10 protein-coding genes are annotated in these 14,385 nt (G+C 40.4%); 4 read left to right on the forward strand and 6 right to left on the reverse strand.

Translation table 11 applies throughout. The annotated features are described in order from the left end of the window. Positions 1-2: 2 nt before the first annotated feature. The 4 genes from GRFL_RS00535 to GRFL_RS00550 all read right to left on the reverse strand — a co-directional run bounded on the left by GRFL_RS00535 (position 3) and on the right by GRFL_RS00550 (position 4,795). Positions 3-1,397: a nucleotide sugar dehydrogenase gene (locus GRFL_RS00535; RefSeq protein WP_083642535.1), complete on the reverse strand. Its 1,395-nt coding sequence runs from the start codon at positions 1,395-1,397 to the stop codon at positions 3-5. A gap of 9 nt (positions 1,398-1,406) precedes the next feature. Continuing rightward, positions 1,407-2,690 carry a nucleotide sugar dehydrogenase gene (locus GRFL_RS00540; protein ID WP_083642537.1) on the reverse strand — a complete coding sequence of 428 codons (1,284 nt, stop codon included), beginning with the start codon at positions 2,688-2,690 and terminating at the stop codon, positions 1,407-1,409. A 2-nt stretch (positions 2,691-2,692) separates the two neighbouring features. Then, positions 2,693-3,694 carry an SDR family oxidoreductase gene (locus GRFL_RS00545; RefSeq protein ID WP_083642538.1) on the reverse strand — a complete coding sequence of 334 codons (1,002 nt, stop codon included), beginning with the start codon at positions 3,692-3,694 and terminating at the stop codon, positions 2,693-2,695. Between the two features lie 93 nt (positions 3,695-3,787). Beyond that, positions 3,788-4,795: a LacI family DNA-binding transcriptional regulator gene (locus tag GRFL_RS00550; RefSeq protein WP_083642540.1), complete on the reverse strand. Its 1,008-nt coding sequence runs from the start codon at positions 4,793-4,795 to the stop codon at positions 3,788-3,790. A 331-nt stretch (positions 4,796-5,126) separates the two neighbouring features. Here GRFL_RS00550 and GRFL_RS00555 point away from each other — a divergent pair, with 331 nt between their 5' ends. The 3 genes from GRFL_RS00555 (at position 5,127) to GRFL_RS00565 (ending at position 6,933) form a co-directional block, all read left to right on the forward strand. Beyond that, positions 5,127-5,447: a phosphoribosylpyrophosphate synthetase gene (locus tag GRFL_RS00555; protein ID WP_083642541.1), complete on the forward strand. Its 321-nt coding sequence runs from the start codon at positions 5,127-5,129 to the stop codon at positions 5,445-5,447. Between the two features lie 99 nt (positions 5,448-5,546). After that, positions 5,547-6,044, forward strand: coding sequence for a Dps family protein (locus GRFL_RS00560; protein ID WP_083642542.1), 498 nt, complete (start codon positions 5,547-5,549; stop codon positions 6,042-6,044). Between the two features lie 10 nt (positions 6,045-6,054). Next, entirely contained in the window at positions 6,055-6,933 is an 879-nt protein-coding gene (locus tag GRFL_RS00565) for a mechanosensitive ion channel family protein (protein WP_083642544.1), read from the forward strand. 68 nt (positions 6,934-7,001) lie between these two features. Here the strand turns inward: GRFL_RS00565 and GRFL_RS00570 are convergent, their stop codons facing one another. Further along, on the reverse strand, positions 7,002-10,727 hold the full coding sequence (locus GRFL_RS00570; RefSeq protein ID WP_083642546.1) for a metallophosphoesterase: 3,726 nt from the start codon (positions 10,725-10,727) through the stop codon (positions 7,002-7,004). 57 nt (positions 10,728-10,784) lie between these two features. Between GRFL_RS00570 and GRFL_RS00575 the strand changes: the two genes are divergently transcribed. Next, complete coding sequence (locus GRFL_RS00575; protein WP_083642547.1) at positions 10,785-11,969, forward strand: Pycsar system effector family protein; 1,185 nt, start codon at positions 10,785-10,787, stop codon at positions 11,967-11,969. Here GRFL_RS00575 and GRFL_RS00580 read toward each other — a convergent pair. Further along, complete coding sequence (locus GRFL_RS00580) at positions 11,961-14,327, reverse strand: GAF domain-containing protein (RefSeq protein WP_083642549.1); 2,367 nt, start codon at positions 14,325-14,327, stop codon at positions 11,961-11,963. The genes GRFL_RS00575 and GRFL_RS00580 overlap by 9 nt on opposite strands. Positions 14,328-14,385 lie beyond the last annotated feature (58 nt).

A 14,385-nucleotide genomic window follows, 5' to 3' on the forward strand; every position in this document is an offset into this window, starting at 1 on the left:
TTCTAGTTACCTATCGAATAAAATTGAAATCCAATCGCTTCTTTAGACTTTCGATCGAGGATTTTCCGACCGTCGAACAAGAATGCGGGTTTCAACATTTTCTTATAAATTTCGTTCCAGTCAAGTTCCTTGAATTCATCCCATTCTGTCAAAACTGCTACAGCATGAGCTCCTTCTGTTGCGTTTACCGGAGTATTGACCACCTTAACCAGTTTTCTATTCTCTTCCTCTGATCTGGTACCGAGGTAATCCAAGTCTGCATAAATTTGCTCTTCCGTCACTTTCGGATCGTATATCACAATTTCTGCTTGTTCATTCAGAAGGTAATCAGCGACATAAATGGCCGCAGACTCCCGGGTGTCATTAGTATCCTTTTTAAACGCCCATCCCAGAAAGGCAATTTTCTTTCCAGAAACTGTATTGAAAAGTGTTTTAACGATATTTTCAGCAAAACGCTTTTTTTGGTGATCGTTCATAATGATCACCTGTTCCCAATAATCGGCTACTTCATTAAGTCCAAAAGACTTGGCAATATAAACAAGATTCAGGATATCTTTTTGAAAACAACTCCCACCAAAACCAACTGACGATTTCAGGAATTTTGAACCAATCCTACTATCCATACCAATCGCACGAGAAACTTCATTCACATCTGCCCCTGTTTTCTCGCATAATTCACTTAGTGAATTAATGCTGGAAACTCGCTGAGCTAAAAACGCATTAGCAGTAAGTTTTGATAATTCTGAAGACCATACATTAGTGGTCAAAATTTGATCTTTTGGAACCCAATGTGCATAAACATCAACCAGAGCCTGTACCGCATCCATTCCCTCTGTGGTATCAATATCTCCACCGATTAGGACACGGTCTGGATCCAAAAGATCTTCAACCGCGGTACCTTCTGCCAGGAATTCAGGATTTGATAAAATCTGAAATTTCACACCGTTACCGGTATTATCCAAAATACTTTTCAACGCTTCCGCAGTTCTCACAGGCAAAGTAGACTTTTCGATAACAATCTTATCATCTTTTGCTACCCGGGCAATTTGCCTGGCACACAGTTCAATATATTTCAAATCGGCGGCCATACCTTTACCAATTCCGTAGGTTTTGGTTGGTGTATTAACGGAAATGAAAATCATATCGGCCTTATCAATCGCCGCATCGACATCAGTGGAAAAAAACAAATTTCTGTCTCGTGCTTCCGCAACTACTGCTGACAAACCTGGTTCATAAATAGGAATATTTTCCACATTTTCATCATTCCACGCTGCGATTCGTTTCTCGTTTATATCAACTACCGTAACATTGATTTCAGGACATTTCTGGGCAATTACTGCCATTGTTGGTCCCCCAACATATCCTGCACCGATGCAACAAATATTCTTTACTTTCACTTTTAAATATTAAAGTTTTTTATCACATTTATCACCAAGAACTCCTTTCACATCATATACCACAGCACCTGGAGCTTTCAATTTTTCCAGATCCAGATTATGGAATTCTTTATGCGCTACCGTCAAGACAATAGCATCAAAATTTTCTTCTGGCACCGCTGATACAGTTTCCAAACCATATTCATGCTTTACTTCAGCAGGATTGGCCAAAGGATCAAAAATCGTTAGATTCACTCCATATTCTTTCAATGCTTTAACCACATCGACCACCTTCGTATTTCGAACATCCGGACAGTTTTCTTTAAAAGTGATCCCTAAAATTAAAATATTCGCTCCTTTTATCTTTAAATCCTTCTGAAGCATTAATTTAACCACTTCACTCGCAACATACTGCCCCATGGAATCATTCATTCGTCTTCCTGCGAGAATAATTTCAGGATGATATCCAATTTCCTGAGCTTTTTGAGCCAGGTAATAAGGATCTACTCCAATACAGTGCCCACCAACAAGACCCGGACGAAAAGGAAGAAAATTCCATTTCGTTCCAGCTGCTTCAAGAACCGCCTGTGTGTCAATATTCATCATATTGAAAATCTTAGCCAATTCATTTACAAAGGCAATATTGATATCTCGCTGGGAATTTTCAATCACTTTTGCGGCTTCGGCCACTTTTATGGTAGGCGCCAAATGGGTTCCTGCACTGATCACCGTTCTATAAAGTTCATTGACTTTTTCTCCAATTTCTGGAGTGGAACCTGCGGTAACTTTTAAAATTTTTTCAACGGTGTGTTCTTTATCACCCGGATTAATTCGTTCTGGTGAGTAACCCACAAAAAAATCTTCGTTAAATTTGAGACCACTGATATTTTCAAGAACCGGTACACATTCATCCTCTGTAACTCCAGGATAAACGGTAGATTCATACACCACCACATCTCCCTTTTTCAAGGTTTTTGCCACTGTTTCACTACTCTTGTAAAGTGGCGTGAGATCCGGCCTGTTATTCTTATCTACAGGCGTTGGTACAGTAATAATGTAGTAATTACAATTTTCAATGGAAGCGAGATCCGTAGAACAGAATAGTCCATTTTCCGAAGAATCTGAGTCTTTTAAAACCGATTTTAACAAATCGTCTTCTACTTCTAGGGTAGAATCTGTACCAGACTTTAATTCATCTACTCGCGCCTGGTTGATATCAAAACCAACAACCGGATATTTGGTGGCAAAAAGTCGGGCTAAAGGAAGTCCTACGTAACCCAAACCGATAACTGCTATTTTAATATTTTCAGTCATTGTTATTTTAAATTATCCCAATACCATTTAACGGCCTCTTTCAATCCGTCGGCAATTTTATATTGAGGATCATACCCCAACAATTCTTTAGCCTTTTCTACGGAAGCTAAGGAATGCGGAATATCTCCAGGCCGATTTGGACCATGTTTTACTTCCACATTTTTTATTTCTGAATCATATTCTGAAAGATATTCCTTCAAATATTGCGTAAGCTCTACCAGATTTGTCCGATCTCCCACCGCTGTATTATAAACCTCATTCACTGCTTCTTTTTTACTAGCCGTAAGAGCGAGTAAATTCATCTGCACCACATTGTCGATGTACGTAAAATCTCTGGAATAGGTCCCATCTCCGTTGATCACCGGACTTTCATGTTGCATAAATTGCATGACAAACTTCGGAATAACCGCTGCATAAGCTCCGTTAGGATCCTGTCTTCGCCCAAAAACATTGAAGTATCGCAAACCTATAGTATCTAAACCATAAGCTTTTCCAAAAATATCCGCATATAATTCGTTTACATATTTAGTGATCGCATACGGAGACAAAGGCTTTCCAATCTTATCTTCTACTTTCGGAAGAGCTTCGGAATCTCCATAAGTAGAAGAACTGGCCGCATACACAAATCTTTTGACATCATTATCACGAGCGGCAACAAGCATATTTAAAAATCCCGAAACATTTACTTCATTGCTAGTGATCGGATCTTTAAGAGATCGTGGAACCGAGCCTAAAGCCGCTTCATGCAAGACATAATCAATATTTTTACAAGCTTTTTGGCAGGTATCTAGATCCCGAATATCGCCTTCAATAAGTGTAAATTTCTCATTATTTATAAATGGTTCGATATTCTTTTTATGTCCGGTAGAAAAATTGTCAAGACATACAATATTAGCTCCAATTTCTAATAATTTTTCACAAAGATTAGATCCAATAAAGCCCGCCCCACCTGTAATAAGAATGTTTTTTGAAGAGAGTTCTTCAAACTGAGATTCAGAATTCAAACTAAAAATTTTAACAATTTGCAGTTGGCAAATATAAAATATCTTAATTAAGAATTGTTAAAGTGCTTCTTAAAGAATTGATAAATAATCCCACTAAATTTCCGAAGACTCTAAATGCACAATTGTTGTTTCAATGATGACCTCTTCGAATTTGCCTGGTGTACTCCTGCCATCCAGTCTGTTCTGAAGTAGTTGCAGTGCCGTGGAACCCAGATCTCGAGGATGTTGCTCGATATAGCTCAGTGATGGTGTTAGGAATTCCGCGACCTCTTTACTGATATAGCCCATCAATTTTAGATCATTCGGGATCTTCAAATCATTTTCATAGGCAATGCGCGCGGCCATTAGGGAACTTTCAAAATCAGTGCACAAAAGCGCTTCTACGCCATCCTGTATCAATAAATCCTGAATCTTCTCTTTTAACACGTTCGGCCTGGAGCTGGCGGCAATAAAAGGTTTTTCAGTTTTGGAAAGTGCTGATTCATAGCCTTGAATTCGAGATTTACCAACACCCAAATGATGAATGGCCGAGGCTATCCCAATTTTCTTCAAACCTTTTGACTTAAAATAGCCTGTCGCTTCAAAAAAACTTTTTTCATCATCCACCCCTACTTTGTCTGCAGGTATACTCACATTAATCCGGTCATACATAACTACAGGAATATCATATTCCACCAAATTAAATAGATGGTCATAATCCCTTTTTCTTTGAGTTTCTTCGGAAACCGCTATCAATACGCCATCTACAAATCCAGCCGTGAGCAAATCACAGATCTGCTTTTCCCTGCCATACGACTCATTAGAAATATAAGTAATAACCTGAAGGTCATACTTCTGGGCTTCGGCTTCTATCCCCGAAAGTACCCTGGCGAAGAAACTGTTCGAAATATTCGGGATCACTACACCTACAGTTCCGGTTTTACTCTTTTTGAGATTTACTGCAACGGGATTTGGCTTGTAATTATGAAGTTTTGCCAGTTCCTTAACCCTCTCAGCTGTCTTCGGACTAATCTCCGGGCTGTCATTTAGAGCTTTCGAAACGGTTGAAACCGAAACGTTCAGCAATTTCGCAAGTTCTTTGAGGGTGATTTTACTTTTCATAGCCTGGTAAAATATTTATATCCGAAGTCATCTTTTTCCGCAAAATAATTCAAAATTAGCGCTTTTCCCACAGATGATTCTATTTTTACAAAAACTAATCATGGAATTTCTTCGCAAACACTGGTTATATATTCTCGCCGCCTTGATCACAATAATCGGCCTGGTAACGGGCTGGTATTTTTTCCTGTTATTAGTGATTCCGCTAAGTTTGGGGAATTCCAAAAAACCGTGGTAACTACCGTCATTGTTGAGTTAAACTTATCCTAAACCTAGTAGTATCTTTGGCTATCAGAGTGCTTCGTAGTAATTTAAATTCTAAAAATTTTACAAAATGAAAGATTACGGAACACTATCACAAGCTATAAACAAACTGAAGCTGGAAGAAGGTTACGAACACGATTTCAACCTTCTTGACGAAAAAATCGAACTGAAATCAAAAAAAGAGACTTTTGGTGTAGAAGAGTTTGAAGTAGACAAAGTCCTACGCTTCGAAGGCATGAGCAATCCAGATGACAATGCCATTTTATACGCCATCACAACGACCAATGGTAGAAAAGGGGTTTTAACTGATGGATACGGAATCTCCAGCGGACAGGTTTCTAAAAAAATGTTGGAAAAACTGGATCTGAAAGATCATCGACCAATCAATTAATCCGAAGTTAATATTGTATTAAAACAGGTTGTTTCCTTTAGAAACAGTCAAAACTATTGTATTTTTGTATAGTAAATTAAAAATCAATAAATAAAAGCTATGAACTACTTAGGATTAAATACTGATAAGACAAAATCTACTGTGGAACAGTTGAATGTCCTGCTTGCCGATTATCATTTATACTATCAAAAACTGCGAAATTTTCATTGGAATGTGATCGGAAAAAATTTCTTTGACCTTCATGAAAAGTTTGAAGAATTGTATGAAGATGCGAAAATAAAGGTAGACGAAATTGCTGAAAGGATTCTTACATTAAGATACCAACCAACCAGCAACCTCAGCGATTACCTTAAAATGTCTAATTTGGAAGAGTCCAAATCAGAACTTTCAGATTATGAAATGATCGAAATTTTACTGGAAGATCACGGCGCTATCCTGAAACAAATGCGCCAGGTTGTTAAGACCGCTGATGATGCCGGTGATGAGGGAACCATTGATCTTATTGGTGCGTACATCCGAGAACTTGAAAAAACAAGCTGGATGTTAGATGCATGGAAAATGAAAACGAAAGAGGTACATACACCAGCAACAAAATAATCTATCCCTTATGATTTTAAAATTCGATATTCAGGAATCTATTAAGGGAATATGGGAAAAATTAGGCGGATGGCTGGATACTTTAATCCTGAATCTGCCTAATTTTTTATTGGCGATAATCGTATTTATCGCCTTTATTTTTATAGCCCGATACGCCGGTAAATTGTTTGACAGGGTTTTCAGAAAACAGATCAAACAAGACTCTATTCGTTTGATGGCCGTTAAAGTGCTGAAAGCGATCATCATTTTAATTGGCTTTTTTATTGCCCTGGGACTGCTGAATCTGGACAAAGTATTGACTTCGGTACTTGCTGGTGCCGGTGTGGTTGGTCTCGCTATTGGTCTGGCACTTCAGGGGACTTTGAACAACACCTTTTCCGGTGTGATCCTGAGTTTTCTTCCGGAACTCCAAATTGGTGACTGGGTGGAAACCAATGGCTATGCAGGATCAGTTACCGAAATCAATCTGCGGAATATTGTGATCAAACAGTCAGACAATAATTATGTGGTGATCCCTAACTCCAAAATAGTTGAGGAACCATTTAAGAATTTCACTCGAACAGCTCGTTCTCGAATTTTCGTGAATTGCGGTGTGGGTTATGAAAGCAATCTGGAAATGGTCGAAAAACTGACTTTAGAAACGATTCGAGATAATTTCCCGCAACGAGGTAACGAAGAAGTAGAATTCATGTATACCGGTTTTGGGGACAGTTCCATCAATTACGTGGTTCGATTCTGGGCAGATGTAACCAAGAACCGCGATATTCTTGTTGCCCAGCATAAGGCAATTATTGAGATCAAAAAGGCTTACGACGCTCAGGGAGTCAATATTCCATTCCCTATTAGAACGATCGATTTCAAGAATTCTCTTAACCTGAATAAAGAATAGCAACATTATTCTGAATACTAAAAAAGCCGGCAATTTGCCGGCTTTTTCATTTTTATAAATTAGTATTATCAAAATTTCAATCCAACTCCGGCGGTTAATCTAGCTCCTTCACTTCCGGTGAAAACACTCAGACTACCCTGGATAGCGTCTGCCGAATTGATCCAGAAACCACCACCGTAACTGTCGTGCCACAACTTACTATGCTGATCCTGTGCCCACACTCTACCAATATCGTATCCTCCGTAGACTCCTAGTTGAAATGGCAGAAAACTTGTTTTCACAGTATCAAAGCTATATCGCAGATCGGCTCCGGTTCCAAAAGAACTTTTACCCGAGTAACGCTCAAAACGATAGCCGCGTAAACCTGAATCAGCTCCAAGGGTGGCAGCCTGATAAAATTCATAATCTGTCCCTATATTAATATGCGCGTCAACTCTAGTTTTCAATACCAGTTTCCGATTCCTGGTAAGCGCATTATAGAATCCCATGTATGGTTTAAAATATCCAAAGGTTTGAGAAGGGTCTGCTGTATTGATTTTACCTCCCAGATTCAATTCGAAAAGCATTCCGCGCGTAGGCGTAAGGCGATTATCGTAACTTTCATAGCGATACAGCGCATCCAGTCCCGCGAAGTATTTTCGATCGAAGAAACCAGGTGTGGCATTATCAAATCCGGTAGTAATAAAACGGTTTTCATCCTCCTGTACCTTTATTGCCTCAAATGTGGCGCTGTACTGGAAAAAACTACCAAAAGGAGTCTTATTCCTTAAACCGGTTCTTAATTGGATCTGCTCCAGGCCAACCCTGTTATAATCAAATCCTAATTCGTCATCATTATTCGCGGTCTCATTTCCGAAGCCAAAGAAATTATTGCTCCAGTTCGGGTTGGTGTAATTTGCCCCTGCAAACAGGTTGTATTTACCAATGATGGTAGCAAATTCAGCCTCATAATCCAGCATAAATCCGCTGGTTGCCGAATGATACCGTAATTTGAAGCTATGCTGCGAGGTAAAGGGATTTCGCTTGAACTCGTTATTCGATTTAATAAAATCAAGACCTACGGAAAGATGCTCGTCTGGATTATAGCCTAATTCCGGCAAAATAGACCCGGAAGAAAAGATCTTTTTATCCTTGTCGTAAGTATTGATCTCGTAATTATCGGTAAATCGGAAAGCAGCGTCTCCGGGATTCTTTACGGTATTTGGCAACGACCGATGATCGTAGATCTTTAAGTTTTGCCCGTTATCAATATCATATACATCATTATTCTGACCTCCGATTACTCGCACAAAAATTGGGGATCTCCCCTCACCTTTGGCAAATATCTGGTCGTCATCGTCCAGACCGTAGATCCAGATCTCACTGGTTTCATCTGGGTGATAGATCTTTTCACTCAGCGTTTCAGCTCTTTCTCCATCCTTGTTTCTAGTAATGGTCACTTTAGTATCGCCTTCCGGCATGCGGAGAATATCGATAAAATCATCTTTATCGGTCCCGGTCACAATCGCGAGACTTGCCAGGTGTTCGTAATAACGGGCAGCAATATTCACAATATTGTTCCGGCGCCCCTTCACATTGGCGATCAATTCTTCCGTAGTTTCTCCTCTTGTTTCCTCCGGAAGCTTGGAAAAGGCCTTCTGAATCACCTCATCGGTAATATGCTCCTGGATAAAGGCTGCCTGTTCCTTCCAGGTATCCTTCCCTACATTCTGAAGCAGCGACCGGTCTAATCCAAGTGCCGCAATGTTGAACCATTCCACGTCTTTAATATCTTCACCGTACACCGCAAACTGGTTGGCAAAACCGGTTAAAGCTCTCAATGTCCCAAAGAACGCTCCATCAAAATTGGAGAAAACCTGGTCGCGATCACGAGGCACCGGTTCAAAATGATGAATTCCTTCCGCATCTTCTACTTCAGCCCATCTCCACTGGTCCTGGTGACGGTCCCAATCGCCAATCAACATATCAAAAATCCTAGCCCGAACATACGCTTTTTCATCCAGCACGTATTTTTCGTCCCGGCGTAAGCGTTCGATCATCCCGGCAGTACTCACAATATCATGATTGGGGCTTCCGAAGCTTTCATATCCTTTCCAGCCTTCTTCCGGCCTTTCAACCAACATGTAAATATCATCCCCATGAATGGAATTGTATTTTCCTAGTGCCTCTTGTTTTGGCAGGTAGTAAATTTCCGGGTTGGTATGGAAAACTTCAGCGGCCTGACTCAAATCTGGCACCGCCAGAAATCCATAAGGATGGGCGGCAGTATAAAAATCCTGGATCAGGTTTTCCGCGACAGTATTATCGAGTTTATTATCTACGGGCTGATTTTTAAAAGCCACATTCTGAAGAAAACGCAGCGCATCTTTTCGAACCCTGCGCAAATTATATTCGCGGCCCAGGCTGTCTTTCAATCGCAGTGAAACTGTCTGATGTCCGCCACCTTCCCGAACCACACTTAAACCACCGTGAAGTGTATCAAGGTCGGCAGTGGGAAGCGTAACTTTCGTAGCATACAATTTTCGATATCGCTCTCCCCAAACAGTTTTATGAACCGGACTTTTATCGGTTTCTTCTTCGGAATAAATTGAAGTAGTAAAAGTTGGCGGAAATGAATCTGGATACGTCTTCATTTCATATGGAACCGGAGTTTCCAAAACTTCTTTCTGATAGAGCAATTTCGGCTTATTATCTTCATTCCCGTAATAACTTACCCAGGAAGAACCATCAGTAAAAATATCTAAAACCACGAAGCCCTGGCCATTGTACGCGAAATATCCATCGTTGCTCAAAGTAGCGTAAGTAGCCTTGGATCCTGCTCCTGAGACCACCTGTTTCACACTGTCGTGTTCAATATATTGTAAAGAATGCTCGTGACCGGAAACAAAAACTAGTCGGCCATTTGAAGTGTTTGCGATCGCTGAAATACGATCGGCGAGCGATTTGTAACGGTTATTTTGTGCATCCTGAATGGATACTCCACCGGTAGTTCTAATCAAGGTAGCTAGTGAGCCAAGAATTGGTACAGGAATTTTTTTCTGGGAGGGATATAAATGCCTGTCAAAACTATATTGCCCGCCGTGAATTCCGTTAGTGTAAACCGGGTGATGCAGGGCGACCACTACTGTTTTATTCTGATTCTTCTTGATTTCAGATTCCAACTCGAGAAACATTGCTTCACGGGTCTTGATCTGGTCACAATTGTCATTAATGGTTGGGTTCTTATCCCAATCTTCCAGGTACCACTGGCTATCAATAACCAATAACTGGATATTTTCAGATACATCGATCGATTCAAATCCGCAGGGAATTTCCGGAGACCATACCAGAGAATCCCCAAAACTTTCCTTCAGGTAATCTCGCTGTCTTTTCAAACCGTCTATCCTTTCATTATACCAGCCATGATTCCCAGGAATAAAGATCACATGCCCATCATAGCCTTCAATGGCATCGAGCTGTGCATCCATTCGATATTCGGCTTCTTCCCGTTCCGTAGAACCATTATCAGGCGGCATGCCATCTGGATAGATATTATCCCCAAGGAAAATAGTGTAATTCTGAGGTTTGTTCACAGAGTCCAGAAATCTTTTGAAAGCGATGAGCCCGGCAGAACTTCCTCCAGGCGGTGAATAACCGGCATCACCAATTAAATAAAATGATTTCTCAATAGTCTTATTTTCAGGATAACCGAAATCTTTTTCAGGCTCGCCATCACGGTAGCGAGGATGAACGGTCACGCAAGAAATAATCGATGAAAAAAGCAGTAGGGAGACAAAAAGTTTTAAGTTTTTCATAAAGATTTTTGGTCAATATTTTTTGTACTTTGGCTTAGCAAAACAAGAATCTTCAGTATGAACAACCTCGTTGAGAAAGCCGATAAATTTGTCGAAGAACTATTTAAAGAAAAGCTGCCAAACACCTTTATATATCACAATTACCAGCATACACAGCGAGTGGTTAAAAGTACTAAAGAATTGATCGATAAGTCTGAAATTAATGTTAAAGACGAGGAGGCGCTTATGGTTGCGGCGTGGATGCATGATACTGGTTACACAAAAACATACGCCGGGCACGAAGAAGAAAGTGCTAAAATTGCTGAGAGTTTTCTTAAGGAAAATAACGCCACTCAGGAATTGATAGACCGTGTGAAAGAATTGATCCTGGCCACTAATTTCAGTTATCAGCCAAAAGATCAGGGAGAAGAGATCATTCGTGATGCCGATTCATCCCACTTCGGAAAAGACTATTTTGGAGAAACCAGCGAGTTACTACGCCAGGAACTCGAGCTGCACCGCATCAAGACATATACCGCGACCGAATGGCTTAATGAAAATATTAAAGTCCTCACTGAGAAACACCAGTTTTATACCGATTATGCCATTAAGGAATGGGAACCGAAGAAACAGGAAAACCTTCTAGAGCTGATCGAGGCAAAAAACAAGCAGGAGAAAAAGCTGAAAAAGGAAGAGCACAAAGCCAGAATGAAGGCAAAGTATAAGAACGATAATCCGGAGAGGAGTATCCAGACGCTCTACCGTACCACGCTTCGGAACCACATTAAACTCAGTGATATTGCTGATACCAAAGCGAATATTTTACTTTCGGTTAACGCCATTATCATTTCCCTTGCGATCGCTGATATGATCCCAAAACTGGAAGCAGCTTCCAACAAACATTTAATCATACCTACCTTAGTTCTGATACTTTTCAGCGTGGCATCCATGATCCTGTCTATTATGTCCACAAGGCCGAACGTAACTAGCGGAGAGTTCACAAAAGACCAGGTAAAAAAGAGAGAAGTAAACCTGCTTTTCTTCGGAAATTATCACAAAATGCCATTTGGGCAGTTCAAATGGGCTATGGATGAATTGATGAAAGACAAAGATTATGTCTACGAAATGCTGACGCTGGACTTGCATAGCCTGGGAAAAGTGCTTCACCGAAAGTACATGCTGCTGCGTTTGACCTATACCGTATTCATGACCGGGATTGTCATTTCTGTATTGTCTTATATCGTCTCTTTTTACTTAATGTAGTTCTTCCATTAAGTCTTCGTAGGTAATAGTCTCTTCGGAATGTTCATTATCGAGCGTGTACAGAATATTCACTCGAATGGCCTTCAACCCAACCACTCCCTGGACATCCTCCAGTTCGAGAATTTCAACCTGTTCGCCAAGATATTTCTTGGCCTGAAGGTATTTAATGTATTGCAAGTATTCCCGTTCATCTGAAGTACTGGAATACACGATGGTCATCTTACCTTTTTGAGTGACTCTTTCTTCCGTTCCTTTGACGTAAGCCTTATCAATACGTTTCTTGATGATCTCGTAACGCGCGTTATACGTGCCGTCCACATCAAATTTCTTTTCATCCATTCGGTAACGAATGGACATCGTGGAATTATAAACCAGGATCAGCGATGCCGCATCCAGTTTGATCGGCGTATTTTCCTGAAGCTTATAAAAGCGATTTTCCATTTCGCACATCGTACTAAGCTGCCACAACCTCAGATTGAACAAATACACCTTATTAAAAGGTTTTTTGTTGGCCATGGATGCTCCTATGTACATATTGTGGTCCACCCCGTCTGTCTTATACCTTTCAAAATAATGCGGATAAATTTGCTGTGCCTGGATTTGTTTCCTGTCGATATATCGCGACATCGTTCTGTTGATCTGCTGAACGGTTTGATCATACTTCTGGCGGTGGTTGTAAACAATCCCGGTTTCGGGATTCAGTTTATCCTTGTATTCCTGAACCAGACTTTTAATCTCTTCAGATTGTTTTTTAAGATGGCTCATTAACGGATTCACTTCTTTCTGAAGCAAATTGAAAACTTTTTGTTCACTACTGGCATTCAGTTTACTTTCCAATTCTTCCTTAAAATCAGAAATGCGGTATTTCACCTGATCATAAATCGGTAATTGTTCGATTTCGTATGCTTTTCCAATGATATTCAGAATAATATCCAGCTGGTCCAGCAGGTCTTTTTTGATCGCATCATTTCGCGCTTCCGAAGAAGCCACAATATCGATCTGCCCGTACAGCGGATAAACGTCTTTAAAAGTGATGTCTTTAAAAGAAGCCAGACCATCTTTGTCAAAATCCTTGATGAATTTCTTGGCTTCCTTTTCAAAAACCCATAAAACGCTTGGGTGAATAGAAGTACATTCGCTTTGGATGACCGCCTTCACACGATTCTCAAAATCATTTTGATTGCGTTCCATCGTAGTGACAATATATGGTAAAATATCGTCCAGCTTGATCGCATTAATACTGTTCAGTTCATTTTTACGTCTTGAAACCAGTTCCAGAACACCCAGTAATCTCCCATTTTTGGCAATTGGCGCCAGAATACAGCTTTTCACTTCATGTTTTTTGAGATTCTTCCCTAAGAGATTGTTGTGTTTTTTCAGGTAATCATCCACGTTGGAAATTGTGAAGTAATCGTTCTGCTCGATAAGCTTCTGAAGACCGCTTTCACAAATCCCTGTATCACATTCATTCACCAGTTCCTGGTCCAGAATATAACTGCTGATCTCTTCATTGTTATTCAGTCTTTCAAACACCATATCGCGGCGGTTGAAGGAGGTGATTCCCACGCGCAGATCAGATATTTTGTAAATGGAACGAAAAATTTCCTGCAGCCGCGCCACTTCTTCCTTTTCATTCACTTCTTCAAAAAGCAGCGTTGTTTTTAATTCTGAAATGGCATCGTCAATCGTCACATCAGTAAGGTTCACAATGGTAAAGCCTTTGAAAATGTAACTATCCGGAGGGAATTTTTCTTTCCAGAGCTCAAGATCATCAATATTCTCCACCAGGTGATCCACATCGTCCTGGGTAATTTCAGGTGCCGAATCTTTCCGAATAATTTCCACAAAATCGGCGTTCAAAGCCAGCCTGTAATGGCGGGTTACGCCATTTTCATCAGGAATATCATAATAAAACGGCCTGGAAATATCCACATTAAACCCCTGTTTTTTAAGGATCTGTATACAGGCAAAAAGATAGGCGATATCATCGTCCAGGTTGCGCATGGAAAGTTTGTACTCTTTTCCGGCATCCTTCAGGATCTGCTTAAAACGCTTGGAAGAATTAAATATGATATTGTGAAACGGGACAGCCGCCGCTTTGATCTCATTATTGGTTAGGATCGTGGGAAAAAGGTCGTCCAGCAGGATCCTAATTTGTGGCTTGAATTTCTCGATCAGGTTAGGATCAGTAAACCCCTCTTTCAGCTCCGGATAATCTGCCACATATTTGATAACCTGCTGAATGTATTCCCGGGAGATCTCATTCTCGATATGCTCCAATTCCTTTTCATATTGCTCAATCACCTTATGGAAGCTGATCTGTATTTCAAAAGGAAAATCTTCAATTCGTTGCATCATACCGGGTATTTCAGTAAAAGTAATTTTTATAGACGCCCTTGGCAGCAGAGCCTTTCTA

Source organism: Christiangramia flava JLT2011 (genome assembly GCF_001951155.1).
In the GTDB taxonomy this organism is placed as follows: Bacteria; Bacteroidota; Bacteroidia; order Flavobacteriales; family Flavobacteriaceae; genus Christiangramia; species Christiangramia flava.